The organism is Rahnella sp. RFA10(1/100), from assembly GCF_004195115.1.
In the GTDB taxonomy this organism is placed as follows: domain Bacteria; phylum Pseudomonadota; class Gammaproteobacteria; order Enterobacterales; family Enterobacteriaceae; genus Rahnella; species Rahnella perminowiae.
Genome location: NZ_SEWR01000001.1, coordinates 1,052,481 through 1,074,647, shown reverse-complemented (window position 1 = coordinate 1,074,647; position 22,167 = coordinate 1,052,481). Strand labels below are relative to the sequence as shown.

The window sequence follows — 22,167 nt, the reverse complement described above, 5'->3', positions numbered from 1 at the left end:
TTTGGCTCGCTCTGAGTAGTGATGTAACAAATGAATTCGAAGAAATTGAAGTGAAAGCTGGAAAGCAGATCAATTAGTACCACGATTGTTTGATTTGAAAAATCCTGACATTTGAACAGTAACCCGCCAAGTGCGGGTTTTTTATTGCCCGGAGAATCGCATGCCAGTATCCCTAGGATCACAAGTCGGTAACCGCGAGCATCTCGATGCCGCATTATCCAAAGCCATTTCAGCGGGGTTGAGGGTGCACATGCCGGGGATCATCCAGTCATTCGACCCGGAAACCGTTACCTGTGTCGTCCAACCCATATGTTCAACAATGTTGATTACCGTCTGCTAGATATGATTTTTTAATGAAGTTTAGTTCTATGAATCGATATGAAACCTCAGAGTAAAAAAAAGTAATAAAAATCATTAGCGTTAGAGTGGTAGCAGTGTCAATAGTGAAATTTAAGTGAGTCCCAATAGAGTAAGCAACTTGTTTTACTGTATATATTGCTGGCATATGGCAAAGGTAAATTGAGTACGATCTTTCTCCAATCAAGACTAATATGTTATTTTTCGATGTTATTATTTTTCTTTCTGAAATAGTCGTGAAGAAGCAAAGCCATCCGAAAACGCCTATTGAGATGTATTTATATTCATTGCTAAAGTTAAGAGATGCAATTAGGAGTAATAGTGCCATGGTTAGATATAAAAATCTTAATGGAATGGGTAGTTTGCATTTAATTCCAAGAACAAATGTTAAAGCTCCAAGGGAAAATGCTTGCGGCCTGAACCACCAAGCCACACCTGTCAAAACATTATCATGAGCTGATATAAACGAATGCGAAATAAATGCAAGAAATAAAAAAGCAACCAAATATCTAGCATTAAGTAAAAAAACGGCCGCAGCAAGAACTAAATACATTTGCCACTCTAGAGATAAAGACCAGTTAACAACATTTAAATCGTAGCTACCACATTCATATACGCCAGAAAAACATCCATACCAAAATATGTTTGCATATCCAAATAGTGCAGCTATACCACTAGATACAACATCTGAAATATTTGTTTTTATAACTGTAAAAAATGTTGCGATAAAAATCGTGAATAAGACCCAGAATATGGCTGCTGGCATTAGACGGAAGAATCTTCTTTTAAAAAAAGATAAAAATGTAGTGATGTTTTTACCGTTATTAGATACGTCACGGAATAATGTGGCACACATTAGATAGCCAGAGATAGCAAAGAAAATGTCCACTCCTCCAAGGAAGGACACATGGTTAAGTATTTCCTGATACCATAATGGTGTAGGGAGCCTATTCCTATAATGCTGACCAATAACCATAAATACAGCAACTGCGCGTAAGGCCTGAATATCTAAATTTACGTTTTTTATCATTTAACCGATACCATTATTAACTGTTTTTAATGGGGTTATTCACAATATATTGGCTCCAATATCTTTCATTTTTTCTATCACTCGCTGCGTTTCTGCATCGGTTAATGTTAGTTGCGCAGCCATAAAAAAAAGAATATGCGGAGACATGGCGCGCGGTTCAGCCCCGCCAGTGTACTTCCGCCACTGGCTGTTACTGGCAACGCCAGCCAAGTCAGCCATTTGCGCGCCAGTATAGCCCAGATCAGTTTTAAGCTTCTCCAGATCGTCCGGGGTTGGTGGGGTGTACTCGTTTATCAGTCTCATTGCGCACCTGCTAAAAAGCCCCTTTCGGAGCCCTTGTTAAATGAATTTCACGATGATGGTAGTTACCGTCGCGACCGCACCAATCAAGCCTGTTGCGAGCGCTATCGGATACCACATTGTTTCCCGGTTAATCTTCGCCGTCTCTGCCATTAATTTGGCGATTTCGGCGTGGATTTTTTCAAGCTCTGCGGTGGTCATATCGTTTGTCATCTCGCTCATCCTTTCGGGGCTGGGCTGCGGCTTATCCGCTACCTCATGAAATAAACCATAGCCCCAATGGTGCTAATGGTCAATTAAAAACTCCACATTTGCCGGAGAATTATCTATGTCTTCAGAAGGACTGCCAGTTACTGGCATCCTCAAACATCTCCTCACTATTCCGGCCAGAACCGCCTTCTGCGCCTTGCTGGCGTCTGTATTGATGCTGCTGAGCGTTAACCTTCAGTTCAGCCAGGATCAGCGCATTTGCGTTCGGTACACCGTCCATATTTCTTTTGTCGTAAATCAGTTCAACAAACATAAATCACCTCAGTCGATAAAAGTGGAATCAGCGCCTTCAATACCGGCCTCGATGTACTGGACTCTTTTTTTCAGATCAATGATGAGGGTCTTGGCTTCGCTGAGGCGGATCATCACTTGCTGGTCGGGATATATTTCAGCTTTGGAAAGTAGATGAAAACGTAATTCCCACGAATTAAAACGAAAACGGTGCTAACTATCTGAAAAATAAAGGAGGTATAGAAAGGTATTTAAAGGTGTTTTTAGCTTAAGAAAGAGTTTATCTATTTGACTTTAAAAGAATAAATTTAAATTTTGCGGATAAAGGAATCGTATTCGGTCTTTTTTTTACCATTTGATTTATAACGACGCGCCAGAATGCCTGAGTAATTATGTCCGCTCGAAGCGCACCGGGATGGCGTCCGGTTTTTCTGCTGGCAGAACTCAGAATGAACTCCGTATTATTATTCTGCAAACACCTCTCATTCACTTCACCAGGCGTCATATCATACGCTGCCAGACACAGTGGTAATTGTATAGCCAGTTGCTCCCCTGTCTTTCCCTGAATTACCCTCAACCTGTTTTCAAAAATATCCGTTTTCTTCAGTAACCGAATACCGGGCGCGACGTTGCAGCGGTCGATAGGGATGTCATCAATGCCGCTCTGGCGCCAGAACTTCGATGTCATGCGAGAGGGGCTCGTACTGCGTGAAGCGTCCACACATAAATTCCCTCCGTGGCGAGATTTTAAGTATAGACATAGTGATTAACGTGACGGGACATATTGCCTGGTTATGAATGCAGCAGTATTCTTAACCCCTTCTAATCAAAAGGATATTGAGAATGGACACAACCGAAGAGTTGGGCGGGACCTATTTCTACCATGGTCATGCCAATGTAACTGCCCCTGAATTGTTTAATCTGATTTTCATAGAAAGTTTATCTGATTACTTAGGCTTGGATACTTCTGCTACAGTGATGATTATCATTGGCCAGCCTTGGATTCCCATCTCAGGCAAGTTATCAGCTGCAACCAATACGCCAGGAACGAGTGTCATTTCAAAAATAGCCAGAGCGATGTTTAAAGAAAAAAGGTTGCCATTCGGGGTGCGACTAGAAGCACCAATGGGTAAAGGCTCAAAGATGAAGATGGTTCCTACAAGTAAAATCGCCCCATTTATAGGTCGATGGACTCCATGGCTAGGTTATGCGCAAATTGTAATAATGCTTCAATTAGTTTCCAAAAGGACCAGAAATAAATATAACCTTATCGCGCGCCCATCTGACCGTATCGTATGGCCATCTTTCTAATGAATTTAGATAAAGAGATCTGTGACTATCTAACCGATAAATACGGGTTCCGGAAAAGCTGGCGGGATCCCGAAATTGTTCCTATCCAGAAATTTTGGTCAGTGCAAGATGATTGGCAGCTGTTGCCTGAAGATTTGGCAGAGATATTGATTGATGTCTTCACTAAATATGGTGTTGATTATTCTAAGTTTGATATGTTGAATTACTATGAAGCTGAAAGGGCATTTTGGCAGAGAAAACCACCCAAACGTGATCTAAAACCATTAACCGTTGAAATGATTATTGAAGCGGTGAAGGCCAAAAGGTGGTTTTATGATTAAGGGGCATTTTGCCCCTTTTAATTATGCGGTCTGGCGATCATTCCACGAGTCAGCAAATATGATGTTCCCATCATTGTGCTTCCACGTAATTTTTTCGTACCGAAGTTCAACTGTTTCCATGTGATTGTCATTAGGATTGCTGTTTGCGGCAATTGCTGGCGAAATTGAAACGATACGTACCTTTTCTAACAGCATGTTGAAATACTCTACTTCCTGACCTGCATCATTGATCCGATACCATTTGATCTCCGCAGACTCAAGGCCTTGGCCTGTTGCTACTGCCTTGTAAATGTAAGGGCTGGAGCTGTCAAAGTCCTTCACGATGAGCAATGGGGAGTGCATGCGGGTACCCGTTACTTTACCCGTCGCGTTATCGGTAGGGATCATCAGATTATGATGGAATCCTTTTACTTCGATGCTATATTCCCGTCCGATGACATCCACACCGCCTTTAATCAGAGCGCCGCCGTCGTCTTTAAGCCATAAATAAGCTGATATTGCCATTTTCTTAAGTCCATTTTAAAAGTGAGGCATTACGTTATGCTTATGCAGATAAAGACACAGTTAGCGAACATTTAAAAAGGAGATTTTCAGAGGTTTATTATTGATGACCGATTTTGCAATCCATAAATCCAGTCTCGAAAATTCCCCGAATTTATTTCGAAATGATGCTAACTGATTGATATTTAATGAAGGTATAAACAAGTGACGGAAGGCTTTACTTTAAAGAGTTTTTAATTAATCCATTGATAAATAGGTATGAGTAGCATTTATTGCCGCGACGGGAATCGTATTCAGTTTTTTTGTATTTGGATTGAATCACCTTACTCTTGCTGTCAGTCATTTGCCCCGCAGTTTTCGTTTCTATGTGGATGTTCTTGGTTTTACACCACAGGCGACATGGCTTCATTTCGCGAGAAAATACAGCATGCTGGTGCCACAGAGTGGAAAAGCAATAAGAGTGAAGGGGAGTCAATTTACTTTCTCGATCCCGATGGCTATCAGTTAGAGGTTCATTGTGGTGATCTTGAAAGCCGGCTCCGTTCCTGCAAAGAAAGCCCGTACGATGAAATGGAATTTTTCTGATGTATTTGGCTTATTTTAGTGATTTTCCATTGCCTCATAACTCACATCAGACAGCAACACCCCTGATTCGGCGCAGTTACAAATCCACTGCCGTCCGGGCAGGCATACAACTTTAGTCAGATTGTCTGTCAAAGGCACAACGCCCTTGAAGTTGATCGAAAAAAATATCAATGAATTCATGGGGTAAGCTTAGTTAACGGATCGTCAAAAATTTGCCTTAAAAGATCTTTGTCAGAACCACCAGTGATGTTATTTTGACAGTTCTAAGGTCAAAAATAATTATTTTCATGCTATGAAACGAAATCTTGATCACCAGTGAGGACATGATGATTTATTCAAGTTGGAGGTGGGTGGTCTTACTTCCATTGCTTACAAAACCGGTTTCGTTTGTTTTTTTTGGTGGCGTAATATCGTCATTTATCATTTTCCCTTTGCTATACAGTCAGGAAGTTCAGGAGTGGAAAGGGAATGTTAATAATATCCATAATATGGGGAGTTTTTATGATCCTGATAACTCAGGAGGAGTCATTGCAACTGAGAACTATACTCATCACCCTTCACCTTACACCGAGGTGCAAGTTAAAACGTTATTGTTCTCTAATAGAGGTAGCCCGCAGGAATGTAATGCAAAGGTTCGCGACTTTTTAAATTCCCTCAAAAATATACAGCCTCGCAACATATCCGTTGTATTAACGAGAGTATGTATTAATCGTGGTTTCGCCATTGGAAGATTTGCAGATGATAACACATTAATTTCAGTTTTACCTATGCATGATAAAAGCTACAACTTGGCAGGTGTTAAAATACGGAAATCAACGATTATTGAAAAGCCTACTTTTTTAAAATCTGTACTGAATTCATCAAATGCCTGGCCTGCGCTAATTATAATTTTTTTATCTATGCTCATTAGTTATTTGCTGTCATTAATAGCAGGCGGATATCTCAGGGTTCTGAATGTATATGCATCTACTGATGGGCTGACAGGTTGCCTGCGAAGAGAGGCATTTTACGCGAAAGCTACCTACGAACTGGCGAAATGTAAAAAAAATAACTTACCTTTTAGCGTATTAGTCATAGACCTTGATCATTTAAGAGAAGTAAATAACTCTTTCGGTCACGAAAAAGGTGATTTGGCAATTTCTCTTTGCGCAAAAAAAATACTCAAATGCCTGCGCAGCAATGATTTTGCCGGCAGGGTAGGGGGAGATGAGTTTATCGTTGCACTTAAAAATACCGGGGCATCTGATGCGTTTTTAATCGCAAATAGAATTCGTGAGGCAGTTAAGGGCATAAAGCTGGAGGGGTTATTTTTGTCAGTGAGTATCGGCATATCTCAATATGATAAAGACAATGCCTCATTACAAGAGGTGATTTCTAAAGCGGATGCAAATCTCTATATTGCAAAGCGACAAAGAAATGATGTTGTTTATTAAGGTGTAACCATGAAATACTTTCATCAGTTTCATGGCTGGAAATATTTAAAGCGAGTGTGTTAACTGGCTGAATCTATTTAAAACTCTCGCTCAATATATTCAAATGCACCTTTTCAATAATTTTAAAATGATCAGGCGTTAGCCTTAACAGAGGGCGCGCCGGGGACTGCATTTCTTGTGCGGGGGCAGACGGCCCCGTACTGATACATACCTGGAGACAAACTGCTTACCCTCGCGCCCGCTCGGGTCGTATTCGCACGACCATTTGCCTGCAGACAGCTTATTTACACTCATCACATCTTCCTTTCTGAGGATGTGAATTTAGCTGTATGTAAACACAGTGCAAATGTTTGATTTAATTATTTGATATGAGTAGCAGGAGAGGAGCGCCACAGGAAGCGAACTTAAATAAAATTGATATTTAATTTTGTTAGTCAACAAATTTGCAGTTGCCTTACAGAACAACTAATGACAAAATCTGTAGATTAAGAATAACAATAATAAATAATATCTCTCTGATGTTAAGGGAGAGAACGACCCCACAATGTGGGGAGATGTTTTTTCTAACAAGGAAAAATCATGGGTGCTTGTCCAACCTGTTATCGGGAAATCGATAACCATCACTGTCCGTTCTGTGAAGAAAAAGAACGAGATTTTCATCGCCATGACAACATGGGAGCATATGATAAAAGTCAATCCTATACCCCTCCCCCTAACAATCTCCAGCAAGATTACAAATCCTCATACGGGCATACCGGCGGGAGAAATTCTGGTACACCAGGCGCATTAGATAAACTTTTCAAAGGTTTTATCTACGCCAAATGGACGTCCTTGTTGCTGATAGTTGTTTTGGCTTACAAAATTTTCCTGTCATTAAGATTCCTGCTTCACTTTAGCAGTAGCTTTCTTAGCCTTGCTCCGTACGTACCGCTGGCAATACTGGTTGTTATCGATTTACTGCTGTTAGGTTTATTTATCAAAAAACATAAATCTAAAAGTAACGAAGCCGGAAAACCGTCAGCTTGCGGGCTCTTATTTATAGCATTGCTATTGTGGTTCTGGTATTTGCCGTTCGTGGTAATAACTGCATCTTTTAGAATGATGTAGTATCGAGAATCAAATTTGAGTGGCTAAAAGGGTGCGTTGTGCACCCTTTTTTTAAAGAGAGCCGGTTTAACAATAAGTGCATATTCCTTTCTGGGCGTGTTTTTTAACCTTTCATCTAAGAAGTTTTTCCAGTTTTACCCCCATCACATCTCAATTAAATTATACCCCCGGCTAATTAGGACATTTTTCGGGCAATCTTAGGTTCAGTGGATTTGAAGTGACTACTGGCTGTGCTTATCAGGGTGCAACTGAACACCTGTTGCAATGTAATAATAATAATCCTATAAATGATAGCTAGGCTTATTGAATTGGATATTTTATGACTGTTCAGATTAAAAAGTTACTTCCTTCAGAGTGGGAAAGCGTATTCCCGATCATTGCTCAACTAAGAAACATCACCAAAGGCGAGTTTTTAAAAAGCGTAAGAATTCAAACGCTGAACGGATATGAGCTTGTTGCTGCTGTCCTCGAAGAAAGGATTATTGGTGTGATGGGTATAAGACCTGTACACACGCTGGCACGAGGTTCTCACCTGCACATTGATGATCTGGTCGTTGATGAGAATGAACGCCAATCAGGGACAGGCAGATTGCTTCTTGATTTCGCTGTTAGTGAGGCTCAAAGCAGGGAGATGAATTTTGTTTTTCTTGATGCAAGGAAAGAGGCAATTCCATTCTATGAAAGGAATGATTTCATCTTCCACGCTTCTCCTTCAATGAAAAAAATCCTCTGATTTCACCGGGTTTAAGGCATGATTATTTCTTATTCTTGCAACAGAGGAGAACGAGTCTGATTGCTGTAGCCTTAATGTTGTCTTGAACCCATTATCCTGTGCTGTTTCATAGCTTCCAACCTCTTGCCCATCCACAATGGAAATAAAACTTTCCGCTCTCATGCTGAACTCTGCAGTTAAAGCATTTGATTCTCATTTGCAGCCGGACAAATAGCGTTGTAACGTTGAGGCTCCGCCACAACGTTAAGGAAAGGAAAATGAAAGCTGCTGTTGTTAATCAAGACCATTCAGTGGGCGTCGTCGAGAAGACTCTGCGCGACCTTGAACATGGTGAGGCACTTTTAGAGATGGAGTGCTGTGGTGTATGTCATACGGATTTGCATGTCAAAAATGGTGATTTTGGTGACAAGACCGGGGTCATCCTCGGCCATGAAGGGATTGGCATTGTAAAGAAAATTGGCCCTGGAGTCACTGCGCTGAAAGTGGGCGATCGTGCCAGCGTCGCGTGGTTCTATAAAGGCTGCGGGCATTGCGAATATTGTACAACCGGTAACGAAACGTTATGCCGACAGGTCATTAATGCAGGGTATACCATTGATGGTGGCATGGCTGAAGAATGCATTGTCTCGGCCGATTATGCGGTGAAAGTTCCCGACGGTCTGGAGTCTGCTGCTGCAAGTAGCGTGACCTGCGCAGGCGTGACCACTTATAAAGCCGTAAAAGTATCAGGTATTCAGCCGGGTAAATGGATTGCTATTTATGGCCTGGGCGGTTTAGGTAATCTGGCTTTGCAATATGCGAAAAATGTCTTCAATGCCAAAGTGATTGCTATTGATGTTAATGATCAGCAATTAGAGTTTGCCGCCGATATGGGCGCAGACCTGACCATTAATATGCTAAAAGACGATGCAGCAAAAATTATTCAGGAGAAAGTCGGTGGCGCTCATGCTGCGGTGGTAACGGCAACGGCGAAATCCGCTTTTAACTCAGCAGTTGATGCGATGCGAGCGGGTGGGCGTATTGTTGCGGTGGGTTTACCGCCGGAATCAATGAGCCTGAATATTCCTCGTTTGGTGCTTGACGGCATTCAGGTCGTGGGTTCACTGGTCGGTACCCGTGAAGATCTTGCCGAAGCGTTCCAGTTTGCCGCTGAAGGTAAAGTGGTGCCGAAAGTCACCAAGCGTCCGCTGGGCGATATCAATGCGATATTCCATGAAATGGAACAAGGCAAAATTAAAGGCCGGATGGTGATCGACTTTACCCATAAGTAAGCTTTTCAATGTATCGGGTGACGCAGCTTAATGTCTTTTGCTGCGTCACACATGGCTTGATCTTGAGACGGCACAAAAAAAAAGCCCGCTCGGGGCGGGCTGAAAGGGGTAATGCGAGGGTCTTACACACTATGAAGGACAGTTCACAGTGGACACAGGAGAAGAAACATCGTCTTCGGATATAAAAGTAACAAACCCAATGTCTATTTATGTCAAAACTAAGTAAGTTTATTTCCCGACTTGTAACCCCTTCAGAACACTGTTTACTTACCCGCTATACTCAAATATTACATGTGAAAAATCAATGTGCTGCTAAAGTCTGGTGGTGCTAAAGGAACACTATGCGATATTGGGTAAGCGTTATTGTGATTATCATTGTTGCCTGGTGCAGTGGCCCGTGGATAAGCCGTCACGTTCCATCGGAATATAATCCTTTCTCACCGGTGACAATTAATGACCCGCCAAACTTCATCACCCGCTACAAATTAAGGAAGCTGGATAACAATCCTCAGCAATGTCTGGCTGTGCTTGAACGTGCCCGGCAAGAGGGGGCGATTAATTTTACCCGCGCCGGAAATACGGGCGGGAAATGCCCGCTGACTGATGCAGTACGGGTTCGCGGATTTGGGGATGTTTCATTGAGTTCAAGCTATCTGGCGAGCTGTCGTCTTGCACTAAGCAGCGCAATGTTTGTCGCACAGGTGGCGAAACCGCTGGCCATTCAGAAACTCGGTTCGCCGCTGGTACGTATCCATCATTTGGGCAGTTATGCCTGCCGGAACGTCTATAACAAGCCCGATGCCAGACTTAGCGAACATGCCACGGCGCAAGCGCTGGACGTTGCCGGTTTCTCGCTGGCTGACGGACACCATATGACAGTTCTGAAACAATGGCCTCAGTCTGGTGCAGAAGGGGAGTATGTGCGGACGTTATTTTCAGAGAGTTGCCCGTATTTTGGCAATTCCATCGGGCCGGAATACAATGCAGCGCATGCCAATCACTTTCACCTCGGCATGCGCTGGTTCGGTTTTTGCCGTTAATCCGCTAAATAGCGTTCGACCAGACGCGTCCAGTAGGCTGCACCAAAGCTCAGGCTGTCATCATTAAAGTTGTAGGCCGGATTGTGTAGTACCGCACTGTCTCCATTGCCCAGGCGCAGGAAGCAGCCGGGCTTCTGTTGCAGGAAATACGCAAAGTCTTCACTGCCAGAGATTGGCGGAAGATTATCGATCACGTTTTCTTCACCCAGCAATTCTTTCGCCACTTCCATAGCGAATGCCGTTTCCTGGTCATGATTTACCAGCACCGGATATCCGGAAACATATTCAATTTCAGCGCGGGCGCCGTAACCGGCAGCATGATTTTCCACCAGAGTGCGGATACGTTTTTCAAGGATTTTGCGCACTTGAGGATCGAAGGAGCGAACGCTCATTTCAAGGCGCGCTGTTTCCGGGATGACATTCGCCGCATGGCCTGAATGTAATGAGCCTATGGTCACTACCGCTGTTTCATTGGGATCAATATTACGCGAAATAACCGACTGCAAGGCGATGACCAGACTGCTGGCAACCAGTATAGGATCCACCGTCATATGCGGTCGGGCCGCATGCCCGCCTTTGCCATGAACTGTGATATTGACCGTGTCGCAGGCTGCCATAAACGGGCCGGAACGGAACATCATTTTGCCAACCGGATAGCCGGGATGATTATGTAACCCGTAGACGGCATCACAGGGGAACCTTTCAAATAACTGTTCGGCCAGCATGCGCTCTGCGCCGCTGTTAAATCCAATTTCTTCCGCTGGCTGGAAAATAAGATGCACGGTGCCGGAAAAGTTTTTGCTGCGCGCAAGCTGCGCGGCGGCGCCCAGCAGCATCGTCGTGTGGCCGTCATGGCCACAGGCATGCATTTTTCCGGGAAACTGGCTGGCGTAGCTTACGCCCGTTTGTTCGGTGATGGGCAGAGCATCCATATCTGCACGGATACCGATGCTGCGGGACCCGCTGCCAAGCTTCATGGAGCCGACAATACCATACCCGCCAACGGCGGTGGTCACCTGATAGCCAAGAGATTCTAGCTTTTCAGCGACGAATGCTGCGGTTGCAGATTCTTCATTGGAAAGTTCTGGATATTGGTGCAGGTGCTGGCGAACCTGGCGCAATTGTGGAAGGAGATCTGCCACGTCAGCGAGGGTGCAAAGTGATTTCTTATTCATTATGGGATCTTTTTTGCCTGAAAGAAATCCGGCCGTTATGGCCGGTGCCACGTATTACCTTTGACAGAATGCAATGTGAAATTCAGGCTGGCAATACCTAAATGAGACAGGAAAAGGTCTTTTGAAAATAATGGAATGTTCAATTCAATAACGGTATGCAATTGATGTAGCAAGCTAAAGTTTTTTCCGTGGCATTACGCAATTCAGTATTCTGTTGCTGGATGGTGTGAGCGGTTGCCTGTACCGTTGTGAGGTGAACGGGCTGGCAGGTGATTCAGGAAATATCAGGCAAATGGTTTTCCATCCACCTGATAAAAGGTCGCAGATAAAAAGCAGAGGGCGGGAGGTAATAGCGGTGTTCAGGCAGGCAGATAACTTATTGAATGCTCGAGTGAGTCACATTGAGAATCGATAAGCACATTCCATACGCCTTTATAAGGGATCCCGACATAAGCGGTATTTTGATCGTTAATTGTCAAAATATCGCCGAAACCTGAGTGGCGTCCTTTTCGCTCAACATCATTTTCACACATCAGATGAATGTGACATTTTTCTGAACAACGTATGACGACAGTGTCGCCACCAAACAGACTCAATCTGGCTCGAACGATAGGCATGGCTTCCCCCAATAAGTTAAAACACCGGAAATACGCTGCAACCGAACACTACCTGATCTTACGCCACCCGAACCGGGAGTGATATTGGTCACAGAACGCTCTGGAATCTATAAAACCAGACAAAAGAGGGGGGAATAATGACCTTAATCAATAGTTGTAATAATCTTCCGAAGATTAATTGTTAGCCACTCGGGCACATGTAAATGAAAATGATCTAATTTCAAATAAGGAAATTGAAATGTTGTTGTCAGGTTATCGACAGGTGAGGAACCCAGATGAACGGTAACATACAGAGCGTATTTTTCTGCGAATTGTTAATGTGTGTTCATTCGTTACAGAGTAATAAAATAGCTGCTTTTTCTTTCACAAGCTGACACCCTATAGGCTTATGGCATGTGCGCTCGCTTTAAATTGATTATTATCGGATTTTTTGCCGTCTCACGCGCCCCTTTTGCGGGTGATGAAAAAAATGCGGGCGCTACACTTTCTCATTTTATCCAGTTATAAGGGCATCGGATGAATTGCTCCGAAAAATTCAAATATCTCAGAAATTTCAGTGCGTTATCCCTGGTTCTGAATGCTTTTTTTAGCCTGCCGGCACATGCGGATGACGCACTGTTACGGGCGTGTGGTAATGCAAAAACAGCCAAGGATTGCCAGTTGCCTTTCCAGCAGGGACTTTCCCCTGTGCAGATGGCGTTATCCCGCGAACCACTCTGGGGTTATGTGGATACCACCGGGCATATGGTAATCAGGCCTGATTTCAGTGAAGCCCGGGGCTTTGTGAACGATCTGGCTGCTGCGAAAAAAGACGATAAATTCGGGTATATCGATAAAAAAGGCCACTGGATTATTGAGCCCAAGTTTACACGGGCAACCGATTTCAATGCTCAGGGCACTGCCCTGGTCGTGACCGATAACCGTCTGGTGCTGATTGATCGCAAAGGTGCGGTCATAAAAACGTTGCCGTTTGCCGTTTCTCTGGACAGCCAGGGATTTGTGCGCGGTCAGGCACTGGCAAGCGTACAAACACAAGTTTCTCCTGCGTTGTGGAATGCCTCAACGGATCGTTCCCTTTCCCTTCCTGATGATGTTATTGCCCTGGACTTGCCTCAGTCCGGGCTGATCCCGGCTAAAAAGCGGGATTCTGCACAAGACGGTTACTGGGGATATCTGGACGAAAAGGGTGACTGGGCAATTGACCCGATGATCCTGAAAACCCGTGATGAGCCGCAACTTGGCGGCGATGTCGTTGCGGTGAAAACTAAGAACGTCTGGATGTTCGTTGACCGGCAGGGTGTCTCGTTAAACAAAGAGCAGTATAAATCGGTGCGTCTGCTGGTTTCGGGGAGCTGGCTGGTTACAGGCACAGATAACAGCAAACAACTGCTCAGCAATAATCTGGAAAAAATACAGGATATTCCTGCAGATCAATCTGAGAATATCCTTGTCTGGGGCAAAGCTACGCTGGGAACGGGCAGTAAAGGTATTGTGATTATTGGTGCTGATAACCACGTTGCTTCGCTGAAAGTGAATAAGCCGCAAGTTCTGCAACAGGCGAACCGCCTTTGGGTGATGCAATCTGAGGGTAAAACGCCTCAGGTTGCCCAGATCTATGACAATAACGGCGTAGCACTTCTTAACGATGCCACGCTGACAGCGCTGAAAGATTACCAACTCAGGCCGCTGGGTACGTCGCCAATGACCGATGACATCAGTTCTTTGGCGCAAGCAGATAGCCATGCAGCAAACAGCCTGCCATGGGCAGTTCTGACGCCCGCTGATACAACAAAACCGCCTGCAATTCTCACCTCCCAGGGAAATGTGCTTTCTGATCCGCAGTGGGCATCGGTTGACGGAGATGCTTCTCAGGCACCGTTGATCATCCACACGGAGAATAAAAAAGCAGGAGCGGTCGATGCGACAGGCAAATGGGTTATCCAGCCAGTATTTACCCAAATTTCCCCGTTTAACGGTGACTATACCTGGGCCACTGACAACGCTGGAAATACAGAGGTTAAGCACCTGATTGATCGTAGTGGTAACGCGATTGACGTTCCGGCAAATATTCAGCAAGGTGCTCAGCGTTTGTCATCCGGGCTGCTGTTTTATACTGAGGGTGAAAAAGACGCTCAGCGCTGGGGATTATGGGATATCGCGAGCAAAAGCATCAAAGTTTCTCCTCAGTTTATCCAGATTGATTCGTTTAACGACGGTTACGCGCTGGCGCAGACAGATGCGGGCTGGGGCGTTATCAGAACCGACGGCAGTTGGGCGATCGCGCCTGATGCGGGCCGTAGCGGTAAATTCCAGTATATCGGGCAGGGTGTCTTTACTCTTTCCGATAACGATCAGCCAGGTGAACGCGGTGCACTTGCCAGCCATTACAGCCTCTACAGCGCTGAAAGCGGTCAGACTTTAGCGACAGATTTACTCTCAAGACCGCTGCCAGTAGGACACCACCACTGGCTGGTTCAACCTGCCGAAGGTGGTGTTGCATTGCTTGATAATGCAGGGCGTTTTCCTGTCAGCAAGGCAATTACTGCATCCTCAAGTTCTGTTGATGGCGACTGGGTTATGCTCAGTTTTTCCCCTCATTTCGGGGCAGTTAACAGCCGGGGTGACTGGCAAATTCAGCCGCTTTATACCGCTGAATTTAATTTCATCCCACCTCTTAATCTGAGCCGTGCTGTCAGTGATGGCCGTATTACACTGATTAATGATCATGGAGCGGTGCCTTTAGAGGGGTTTGAGCAGGCTCAGGCGCTGAACTCGATGGCGCGTTTGGTCATGAATGATGACGCTACCGGCGAGACTGTGTTGTATGACAATGACGGCAACGAAATTCAGCGTTTCGCCGGGCTCAATAGTCTGCAAGCGGATAAAGCCAGCTCCGGGGTGATCCCTGTACGCGATGGCAACGGCCTGTATGGTTTTGTTGATCAGCAAGGGAAGAAGCTGATCGGTTCTTACTTCGATCAGGTGGGCGCAATGAGCAATAATTTTGCTACCGCCATGAAGAAATCGACTTATGGGAATCTGCTGGGCTATATCAATACTACCGGGCGCTTTGCTATTTTACCTAAGTTCGACTGGGCGAATGATTTCAGCGAGAAACATGCCTGGGCAGGGGGTAAAGGCGTGGTCAGCTTGCTTAACAGTGATGGTGCTGTGCAGGCTAAAATTCAGGTGCGCTGTAATCAGCGTGTCATTGTGGATGCAAAAGGGGCTTATCTCTGGCCAGCCAAGGCTCCTGCATGCGATAACGGGGGTAATTAATGTTTGTCAGCAAATCTTCAAGGCTACGAAATGCACTCCGTTGTGCGCTGAATACCAGCAGCACACTGGCCTTATTGACGCTGACAGCCTCTGCAACTGCGGCTGAACCCGACAGTTGTTTTGCTCCGTTACCGGCGTCACAGGCGGAGGTGCAAACGCATAATGCATTGCCTGCGGTTCAGAATGTATGTATCCGCGATGTACATGAAAGCCGTGCAGCAGTGCTTTTGCCTGCAGCGGATACGCAGGGCGAACGTTGGGGCTTTTTAGATAACCAGGGACAACTGGTCATTAAACCCGTTTTTGAAAAAGTCGGTGACTATCATTTTGGTACCGCGGCTGCCATGCAACAAGGCAAGTGGGGATTCATCGATCTGACCGGAAACTGGATGATTCCGCCGGCTTTTGATCATGTTCAGCCCTTTACTGAATCCGGGCTGGCTGTGGTGACGGCAGGCGGAAAAACCCAGATTATTGACCGCAAAGGGGCACAGGTCGGTAAAGCGCTGGATGAATTAGTCGATGACGCCACCCTTAGTGACGGCGTTCCGGCCCGCCTGAGTCTGACGTATAACAGTGTTCTGCTTTCGCCTGACGGTGTCCGCCATGTGGCGACCGACAAAATGGAAGTCGTGGAACCTTTTGGCCCGAAAGATCTCTTTATCGCTTTTAACGCCAGCAAAGGCTACGGCATTGTTGATGGTAATCTTACCTGGCGTGTTCTGCCGCAATACAGCGCGATTACTCTTGATCCGCAAAACCCTTCTGTCGCGATGGCGAAAAATGCGGAAGGAATTACGTTAATTCGTACCGACGGCGTACCGGATGAACAAAAGTACTTGTCTGTCAGTGAAGAAACCGGGGCTTTTTGGCTGGCGAAAACTGCGGAAGGGATCAAGTTACTGGATAATTCCGCTGGGGTTATCGCAACCTTTAGCGAAGCAGAGGCCTCTTCACTGTATGTCTCCGGTGATTATGTGTTGAATCCCGTCACTAAAGACGCTCTGACATTATACGTACCTGGACGTAAGCAACCTCTTTCGTTGCCCGTTGGCAGTGAACCCTGGGAGCAGGACACCGGTGAATATCTGATCACCACTAAAGGTAATCCGAAAAAGGTTAATGCGATTGTTGCACCGTCCGGAGGAATAATCGGTGGCTCGCAGAATGTCGGATGGCTGGCGCAGATTACCGGCGCAGAAGTGATCAACCACCGTTTGTGGTTGCGTAACGAACAAGGAGAGGTTGTCAATATTGTGGATGCATCCGGAAAGGCGCTACTGACTCAGAAGAATATCAGTACCCTTGATGGAAGCCGGATTGAACCCCTGAATATCAGTAATGATACCACTTCTGCACAATCACCACTGGCGTTGATTCGCCCCGGTTCCGGAAACGCTAAAAACGGTGCCGGCTTCCTGCGTCCGGACGGCTCGCTTCAGCTTGAGAGCAAATGGCAGGATATTCAACCTGCTGATGCAAGCGGCAATATCGAACAGTTTATTGTTACAACGGCTGAGGGAACCGGTGTTATCGATGCCCAGGGCAAAATGGTTATCCCGCTGACAGAAGACAATATTTCGCCATTTGTTCATGGCTATGCGCTTGATTATCTCGATGGGAAATTGACCGCCCTGGATCACGCAGGTAAGCATTATGATTTGCCCGGCGTTTTCGAGATTGAGTCTGTTGGTAATGGCTGGTTCCGTTATCGTGAAACTGCAGCCGACGGCGCGCTCTGGGGCATCTTTGATATCAACACGCAGAAAACGGTTGTTCAGCCCTCTTATCAGGATGTCGGTGACTACGCCAACGGGCTGGCGGCCTTCAGAGCGCCGGGGGGCCTATGGGGCATCGTGGACAGCCAGGGTAAAACCATTGTTGAAGCGAAATATGCTAAGGCAAAACGCATCAATTCTGCACTCTGGTTACTGACACAACCGGCCGCCGCTGACCAAACTGAATCCAGTGTGGTTGCTGAAATCATAGGCAATGATGCGAAAGCAAGAATCGCTCCAACGGCCGGGTTATCAGTTACTCAGTTCAGTGATGGACGTATTCTTGCCACCTCTTTCGCAGGGCAGTCCTGGCTTTTGGATCCTCAAGGCAACATTGAATTGCATGAACAGCAAACCCATATCAGTGCGCTGGGTGATTGGGTAAAATTATCCCGTAAACCACAGCAAGGCTATATTTCTGCGCAAGGAGAATGGCAAATTCAGCCAGTGGCGGAAGTTGCCCAAAGTTCTGCTTTTGTACAAGGCCGCGCTCTGCGTTCGACACCTGCAGGGTATGAGCTGATCGATGATAAAGGTGTGCGGGTAGCGGCTATGCCTCAGGGCCGATGGTCAATGCCGTCAGCCAGCGCATGGTCTGTCTCTTATGACCCGCAGGATGGCGCGCCAGCAACCCGTTATGTCGATAACACCGGTAAATTGATGTTGACGGTACAGGGACAAGCCAGTCTGATGGTGAATGATCACGCTGTACTGACACGCTCAGACGGTACGAAAACCTGGATAAACTCTCAGGGGAAACAAACCGAAGGCATGGCGTATGCAGACTTAGGGTTACCTGTGGATGGCCTGGCCTTCGCCAAAACTAACCATAATTACGGTTTTGTCGATATGCAGGGTAACTTTGTCATTGCCCCGCTATTCAGTGCCGTGTCCCCCTTTGACAGCGGGGTTGCCGTTGTTTCAACACCTGCGATGTCGATGATGATTGATAAAACAGGTAAACCGCTTGCAAGGGTCGACAGGGAATGCGGCATTGCCGTTTTATATGGCACCGGCAGTGCAAGACAGTGGCCGGTAGCGATGCCGGAGAACTGCGGACCTTAGTACATGTTACGGCTTGCAAAACCCGCTGCGGCGGGTTTTTTTGTGCTAATGTTTAACTGTTATGGCAGTGAACTATCTCAATTGAAAGGATAAATTATGATTCCGCAGATCCCACTTAAATACAGGGATGCAGAGCGCTGGTCGTTTGGTGATACCGAGTCGTCAGCAGACGAACTGGCTAAGCGTGTTATTGAAGGCATAAAAACCGCCACCTGTTCTAATCTTGATGATGACCCGGAACCAGAACCAGGCGAAGTCTTTGTGGTGGTTGATGGCCGCAATAATCCGGTGTGTGCCGTACAACTGACCGAAGTGAAACAAGTTCCTTTTGATCAGGTGACAGAACAACACGCCTGGGAAGAAGGTGAAGGCGACCGCACGCTGGCTTACTGGCGCGCTGAACATCAGCGTTTCTTCGAAGAGTACGAGATGTTTGAACCCACTATGCCATTGTTACTGATGAAATTTCGGATGATAGAGAAGTTCTAAATCTCTGAGGGGGCCTGATAAGGAAAATCAGGCCTTAAATCCCCGTCGCTATATGATCAGTCTGAAGTGGTCTGTCCGGCGTTCAGGAATATGTCATGTCCGTGAATCCAGTGTCTCATCGCGCTTTTACAACCCTTTCCGGTATACCTTATTTCAGTCAATGGGAAGACCCTGATTGCGCTGCCGGCATTATTGCCGGTGAACTTGAACTGAGTGATATCAAACTCTGGGCACAATCTGGCGCATCTAGTCAGCAGGAATTTATTGAGTGGGCAAACCATGTCTGTGGGATGTGCTGTCTGAAAATGGTGCTGGCAGCTGTTTTCGGAAAAGTAGTGCCTGTTCTTAACCTGACTCAACACAGCCTGCCATATGGCACCTATGTGCGTGAGGGGGATAACATTAAGGGATTGATTTATGCGCCTTTTGTTGAGTATGTACGTCAGGAGTTGGGGCTGAAAGCAGTCGTCAAAGTGGGAATTTTTGCTGAGGATATTGCTGCACAAATGGCCGGTCACCGGTTCTTCATGGCTTCGGTGCATCCGTCAATTCGCATACCGGAGACCGTTCCGCCGTTTAAAGGTGGGCATCTGGTGCTGGTGACGCATGCTGACAGAAAGTATATAACCTTTCATAATCCCTCCGGTCATGATATCCGCACGCAGCAGGATGTCACATTACCGGTGGATGTCTTTGCCCGCTTTTTTGCCGGACGGGGTATTTCACTGGTTGAAAACGCTGGCTGACCGCAAGCGGCATGGCGAACACAATTCCGTTCGCCATGCGGTATTACTCCAGTCGCATGATCCACTCATCTTTCTGTTCGTCATACTTCTCCTTGTATAGCACCGAGTGACGACCATCCACTACGGCCGGAACACTGGTGTGGTCATCCCAGGCATCAAGTTGCATACACAAATCAGGATCTGATTTGCAGGGGATGTGCACTTTATCGCCGCCTTTTGCTTCAGGCGTCGAGAGATGTGCATCGTCAATTTCGTAACTGCCAATTCTTATGCTCGATTTTCCCATCAGGTACTCCTTGCCAGAGTGACGTGTGTGATTTCAGTAACATCAGGTACGACCAGTTGGCCTCCCTATATGAGGATAGCTGACAGCACAAAAAGTGCCAGCCGAATTTTTAACGAAGCAGAAAACAGCCAAAAGAAAGAGGAGGGGAAGATAAAACAGCCGCACGGCAAATAGCGCACGGCTGCACAAAAGATTAAAGTTGATTAAACCTGACGGAGACGGGCATGGCGTTAATCTGGTTGCGACCATTGTTCTTTGACAGATACAAAGCTTCATCAGCGGCGCTCACAATATCCGACTGATCCTCAATGTCCGGATCCTGATCTGGCATATAAGTCGCAATTCCCTGGCTAATGGTCACGCGGTTAAATTCGCTGAAGCTGTGCTTGATACCCAGTGCTTCAATTGATTCCATAATGTGCTGTGCCACAATCCACGCACCTTTCAAATCAGTATCCGGCAAGATCGCGGCAAATTCTTCGCCGCCAAAACGTGTCACGACATCGGTACTGCGTTTGAGTGATTTTCGCAAGGTACGGGCTACCAGGCGCAGGCAGGCATCACCGGAAAGATGTCCGTAGTGGTCGTTAAAATGTTTAAAGTAATCGATATCTATCATCACCACGGTCAGCGGCGTGCGGTTACGCTTGGCACGCATATATTCGTGGCTGAGCACTTTTTTAAACTCACGCCGGTTCGGTAATTTGGTCAGTGAGTCTGTGCGCGCCTGAATTTCCAGACGGCGGTTAGCTTTGACCAGTTTCAGTTCAAGCAATTTACGTTCATGAACGTCTTCAGCGGTACCGTACCAGCGCTGAATAGATCCGTCGGAGGCATAACTCGCTGCCGCACGAATACGCATCCAGTTCCAGCCGCGGTCAACGTGGCAGAAGCGAACTTCAATATCCAGTGGTGCGCCTGTTTTCAGGCAATGTTCCCAGGTTTGTACAGCAGCACGGCGGTCTTCTATATGCATACTCTGGATCCACTTATCTGCCAGAATATCCTGGCGCGTCATGCCGGTGATCCGCTGGAAGCGCGAGCTGACGTCGTTAAGCAGGCCGCGCGGATCTGCTGTCCACGGGATTTGCGGGTTCAGCTCAACCATATTGCGGTAATGCTCCTGGCTTTCGCGCAGTGCCCGTTCCATCCGTTTAAGGCTGGTAATGTCCGTCATCGCGACGGAAAGGCCATTAAGCTGATTTTGTGTATCACAGGCCGCTTTGATACGGACAAAGAAAACTTGATTCTTACCGGGGATGGAGAATTCGCGGTCCGGCGTGGTTTCATTGCGCTGCGCAAGTTCCAGTGCGTTATTGAGCAACGGAGAAAGGCCGGGCAGGAACACGCCAACTTTACGGCCAATCGCTTCGTATGGTTGCAAACCGATAATATTCGCCATGGCATCGTTTACGGTGACATAGCGCATTTGCAGGTCAATAAAACACAAACCGACCGGTGCATTGGAATAAATGGTTTCAAGTTGGAAGAGGCGCTGACCAGGAGCCTGATCAAGGCTGGTGAGATTGCGGTCGATCCCCCGATAACCCCGGAAATTACCTTCATTGTCAAACAGCGGAACACCGCTGGTTTCAAGAATGACTTCCGTACCGTCAGGGCGGATGTTGCGGTTTAGCAAACCACCGAAAGGTGCGCGCCGTTCGACGATAGCGGCAAACTGCTCGCCGACCCGTTTGGCTTCATCGGGTGGCATGAAGTCAAACGGCGTTTTTCCTAATACCTTTTCAGGCGGAACTCCCAGAAACTCGATGCATTTATTCGAAGAAAAAACATAACGCCCCTGCGTATCGACTTCCCAGATCCAGTCAGAATTGTTATCGATGATATCCCGCAGGCTGGCCATTTGCTGTAATAGCAGTCCATCTGCTGATTCGAGTTTCATTTCATCCGACATGACACTTCTCCGACTGGCAGGTCTTTACTCAACATCAGGCATTAAGGTTTATATCTGAAAATGATATATCACTAGCAATGTTATCTTGATGGCAATAATACATGTCACGGTAGGATTATTCCTACTTATAATTCAATAAACCTTTCTGGATAATATAAATAATTATCGACTATATACAGCATAAAATTTTGACTAAGTAAGGGTTCTATACACTTTGTCATCCGGATTTCATCTAAAGACTACGATGAACAGAATTCACCAAAACTTACCGGGATGAATTTTTATCGCTACGAATAGTGATCAGATAGAGTATTCTGCGCCATCAGGA

General features: G+C 46.2%; 21 protein-coding genes and 2 pseudogenes. 13 read left to right on the top strand and 10 right to left on the bottom strand.

Annotated features, from left to right (window positions below):
• Positions 1-160: 160 nt before the first annotated feature.
• Positions 161-307, top strand: a pseudogene (locus ETV65_RS25120) (translation initiation factor IF-2); the annotation flags it as partial.
• Positions 308-313: 6 nt separating this feature from the next.
• Here the strand turns inward: ETV65_RS25120 and ETV65_RS04755 are convergent.
• The 5 genes from ETV65_RS04755 to ETV65_RS04740 form a co-directional block, all read right to left on the bottom strand.
• Complete coding sequence (locus ETV65_RS04755) at positions 314-1,387, bottom strand: acyltransferase (RefSeq protein ID WP_129951766.1); 1,074 nt, start codon at positions 1,385-1,387, stop codon at positions 314-316.
• Positions 1,388-1,426: 39 nt separating this feature from the next.
• The gene (locus tag ETV65_RS04750; protein ID WP_129951765.1) at positions 1,427-1,690 is read right to left on the bottom strand and encodes an XRE family transcriptional regulator; all 264 of its coding nucleotides are present in this window, start codon (positions 1,688-1,690) and stop codon (positions 1,427-1,429) included.
• Positions 1,691-1,726: 36 nt separating this feature from the next.
• Positions 1,727-1,900, bottom strand: a complete 174-nt coding sequence (locus ETV65_RS24880; RefSeq protein WP_165383680.1) for a hypothetical protein — start codon at positions 1,898-1,900, stop codon at positions 1,727-1,729.
• A gap of 121 nt (positions 1,901-2,021) precedes the next feature.
• Complete coding sequence (locus ETV65_RS04745; RefSeq protein WP_240782810.1) at positions 2,022-2,210, bottom strand: DinI family protein; 189 nt, start codon at positions 2,208-2,210, stop codon at positions 2,022-2,024.
• A gap of 258 nt (positions 2,211-2,468) precedes the next feature.
• Positions 2,469-2,909: a hypothetical protein gene (locus ETV65_RS04740; protein ID WP_129951764.1), complete on the bottom strand. Its 441-nt coding sequence runs from the start codon at positions 2,907-2,909 to the stop codon at positions 2,469-2,471.
• A gap of 122 nt (positions 2,910-3,031) precedes the next feature.
• Here ETV65_RS04740 and ETV65_RS04735 point away from each other — a divergent pair, with 122 nt between their 5' ends.
• Both ETV65_RS04735 and ETV65_RS04730 read left to right on the top strand, forming a co-directional pair.
• A complete protein-coding gene (locus tag ETV65_RS04735; protein ID WP_129951763.1) occupies positions 3,032-3,499 on the top strand; it encodes an STM2901 family protein in 468 nt (155 codons plus the stop codon).
• Positions 3,499-3,819, top strand: coding sequence for a DUF1493 family protein (locus ETV65_RS04730; RefSeq protein WP_165383692.1), 321 nt, complete (start codon positions 3,499-3,501; stop codon positions 3,817-3,819). Before ETV65_RS04735 ends, ETV65_RS04730 begins: the two co-directional genes overlap by 1 nt.
• Positions 3,820-3,840: 21 nt before the next feature.
• On the opposite strand, the gene ETV65_RS04725 is transcribed toward ETV65_RS04730, so the two are convergent.
• Complete coding sequence (locus ETV65_RS04725) at positions 3,841-4,323, bottom strand: Hcp family type VI secretion system effector (protein WP_129951761.1); 483 nt, start codon at positions 4,321-4,323, stop codon at positions 3,841-3,843.
• 283 nt (positions 4,324-4,606) lie between these two features.
• On the opposite strand from ETV65_RS04725, the pseudogene ETV65_RS04720 reads away from it, so the two are divergent.
• From ETV65_RS04720 to ETV65_RS04695, 6 genes and pseudogenes are all read left to right on the top strand, one after another.
• Positions 4,607-4,905: pseudogene (locus ETV65_RS04720) on the top strand (VOC family protein).
• Positions 4,906-5,228: 323 nt separating this feature from the next.
• On the top strand, positions 5,229-6,338 hold the full coding sequence (locus ETV65_RS04715) for a GGDEF domain-containing protein (RefSeq protein WP_240782809.1): 1,110 nt from the start codon (positions 5,229-5,231) through the stop codon (positions 6,336-6,338).
• 579 nt (positions 6,339-6,917) lie between these two features.
• The gene (locus ETV65_RS04710) at positions 6,918-7,445 is read left to right on the top strand and encodes a hypothetical protein (protein WP_129951760.1); all 528 of its coding nucleotides are present in this window, start codon (positions 6,918-6,920) and stop codon (positions 7,443-7,445) included.
• A gap of 319 nt (positions 7,446-7,764) precedes the next feature.
• On the top strand, positions 7,765-8,178 hold the full coding sequence (locus ETV65_RS04705; RefSeq protein ID WP_129951759.1) for a GNAT family N-acetyltransferase: 414 nt from the start codon (positions 7,765-7,767) through the stop codon (positions 8,176-8,178).
• A 257-nt stretch (positions 8,179-8,435) separates the two neighbouring features.
• Entirely contained in the window at positions 8,436-9,449 is a 1,014-nt protein-coding gene (gene adhP / locus ETV65_RS04700) for an alcohol dehydrogenase AdhP (protein ID WP_129951758.1), read from the top strand.
• 341 nt (positions 9,450-9,790) lie between these two features.
• Positions 9,791-10,489 (top strand): extensin family protein, encoded by a 699-nt coding sequence (locus ETV65_RS04695; RefSeq protein ID WP_129951757.1) that lies wholly within the window; start codon positions 9,791-9,793, stop codon positions 10,487-10,489.
• Here the strand turns inward: ETV65_RS04695 and ETV65_RS04690 are convergent.
• Positions 10,486-11,664: a M20 aminoacylase family protein gene (locus ETV65_RS04690; RefSeq protein WP_129951756.1), complete on the bottom strand. Its 1,179-nt coding sequence runs from the start codon at positions 11,662-11,664 to the stop codon at positions 10,486-10,488. The genes ETV65_RS04695 and ETV65_RS04690 overlap by 4 nt on opposite strands.
• A 359-nt stretch (positions 11,665-12,023) precedes the next feature.
• A complete protein-coding gene (locus ETV65_RS04685) occupies positions 12,024-12,281 on the bottom strand; it encodes a DUF1883 domain-containing protein (protein WP_129951755.1) in 258 nt (85 codons plus the stop codon).
• 516 nt (positions 12,282-12,797) lie between these two features.
• Here ETV65_RS04685 and ETV65_RS04680 point away from each other — a divergent pair.
• The 4 genes from ETV65_RS04680 to ETV65_RS04665 all read left to right on the top strand — a co-directional run bounded on the left by ETV65_RS04680 (position 12,798) and on the right by ETV65_RS04665 (position 19,638).
• Positions 12,798-15,560 (top strand): WG repeat-containing protein, encoded by a 2,763-nt coding sequence (locus ETV65_RS04680; protein WP_129951754.1) that lies wholly within the window; start codon positions 12,798-12,800, stop codon positions 15,558-15,560.
• Entirely contained in the window at positions 15,560-18,403 is a 2,844-nt protein-coding gene (locus ETV65_RS04675; protein WP_129951753.1) for a WG repeat-containing protein, read from the top strand. Before ETV65_RS04680 ends, ETV65_RS04675 begins: the two co-directional genes overlap by 1 nt.
• 96 nt (positions 18,404-18,499) lie before the next feature.
• Positions 18,500-18,892: an ASCH domain-containing protein gene (locus ETV65_RS04670; RefSeq protein WP_129951752.1), complete on the top strand. Its 393-nt coding sequence runs from the start codon at positions 18,500-18,502 to the stop codon at positions 18,890-18,892.
• Between the two features lie 95 nt (positions 18,893-18,987).
• Positions 18,988-19,638, top strand: coding sequence for a hypothetical protein (locus tag ETV65_RS04665; protein WP_129951751.1), 651 nt, complete (start codon positions 18,988-18,990; stop codon positions 19,636-19,638).
• 43 nt (positions 19,639-19,681) lie between these two features.
• On the opposite strand, the gene ETV65_RS04660 is transcribed toward ETV65_RS04665, so the two are convergent.
• A complete protein-coding gene (locus tag ETV65_RS04660; RefSeq protein ID WP_013576157.1) occupies positions 19,682-19,924 on the bottom strand; it encodes a YebV family protein in 243 nt (80 codons plus the stop codon).
• A gap of 193 nt (positions 19,925-20,117) precedes the next feature.
• Complete coding sequence (locus ETV65_RS04655; protein ID WP_129951750.1) at positions 20,118-21,839, bottom strand: diguanylate cyclase; 1,722 nt, start codon at positions 21,837-21,839, stop codon at positions 20,118-20,120.
• Positions 21,840-22,167: the final 328 nt, after the last annotated feature.

What these genes read in the sequence shown, in the direction of transcription:
- ETV65_RS04755 (WP_129951766.1), bottom strand. Translation starts at nt 1,387, where the DNA reads ATGATAAAAAACGTAAATTTAGATATTCAGGCCTTACGCGCAGTTGCT.
- ETV65_RS04750 (WP_129951765.1), bottom strand. Translation starts at nt 1,690, where the DNA reads ATGAGACTGATAAACGAGTACACCCCACCAACCCCGGACGATCTGGAG.
- ETV65_RS24880 (WP_165383680.1), bottom strand. Translation starts at nt 1,900, where the DNA reads ATGACAAACGATATGACCACCGCAGAGCTTGAAAAAATCCACGCCGAA.
- ETV65_RS04745 (WP_240782810.1), bottom strand. Translation starts at nt 2,210, where the DNA reads ATGTTTGTTGAACTGATTTACGACAAAAGAAATATGGACGGTGTACCG.
- ETV65_RS04735 (WP_129951763.1), top strand. Translation starts at nt 3,032, where the DNA reads ATGGACACAACCGAAGAGTTGGGCGGGACCTATTTCTACCATGGTCAT.
- ETV65_RS04730 (WP_165383692.1), top strand. Translation starts at nt 3,499, where the DNA reads ATGAATTTAGATAAAGAGATCTGTGACTATCTAACCGATAAATACGGG.
- ETV65_RS04725 (WP_129951761.1), bottom strand. Translation starts at nt 4,323, where the DNA reads ATGGCAATATCAGCTTATTTATGGCTTAAAGACGACGGCGGCGCTCTG.
- ETV65_RS04715 (WP_240782809.1), top strand. Translation starts at nt 5,229, where the DNA reads ATGATGATTTATTCAAGTTGGAGGTGGGTGGTCTTACTTCCATTGCTT.
- ETV65_RS04710 (WP_129951760.1), top strand. Translation starts at nt 6,918, where the DNA reads ATGGGTGCTTGTCCAACCTGTTATCGGGAAATCGATAACCATCACTGT.
- ETV65_RS04705 (WP_129951759.1), top strand. Translation starts at nt 7,765, where the DNA reads ATGACTGTTCAGATTAAAAAGTTACTTCCTTCAGAGTGGGAAAGCGTA.
- adhP (WP_129951758.1), top strand. Translation starts at nt 8,436, where the DNA reads ATGAAAGCTGCTGTTGTTAATCAAGACCATTCAGTGGGCGTCGTCGAG.
- ETV65_RS04695 (WP_129951757.1), top strand. Translation starts at nt 9,791, where the DNA reads ATGCGATATTGGGTAAGCGTTATTGTGATTATCATTGTTGCCTGGTGC.
- ETV65_RS04690 (WP_129951756.1), bottom strand. Translation starts at nt 11,664, where the DNA reads ATGAATAAGAAATCACTTTGCACCCTCGCTGACGTGGCAGATCTCCTT.
- ETV65_RS04685 (WP_129951755.1), bottom strand. Translation starts at nt 12,281, where the DNA reads ATGCCTATCGTTCGAGCCAGATTGAGTCTGTTTGGTGGCGACACTGTC.
- ETV65_RS04680 (WP_129951754.1), top strand. Translation starts at nt 12,798, where the DNA reads ATGAATTGCTCCGAAAAATTCAAATATCTCAGAAATTTCAGTGCGTTA.
- ETV65_RS04675 (WP_129951753.1), top strand. Translation starts at nt 15,560, where the DNA reads ATGTTTGTCAGCAAATCTTCAAGGCTACGAAATGCACTCCGTTGTGCG.
- ETV65_RS04670 (WP_129951752.1), top strand. Translation starts at nt 18,500, where the DNA reads ATGATTCCGCAGATCCCACTTAAATACAGGGATGCAGAGCGCTGGTCG.
- ETV65_RS04665 (WP_129951751.1), top strand. Translation starts at nt 18,988, where the DNA reads ATGTCCGTGAATCCAGTGTCTCATCGCGCTTTTACAACCCTTTCCGGT.
- ETV65_RS04660 (WP_013576157.1), bottom strand. Translation starts at nt 19,924, where the DNA reads ATGGGAAAATCGAGCATAAGAATTGGCAGTTACGAAATTGACGATGCA.
- ETV65_RS04655 (WP_129951750.1), bottom strand. Translation starts at nt 21,839, where the DNA reads ATGTCGGATGAAATGAAACTCGAATCAGCAGATGGACTGCTATTACAG.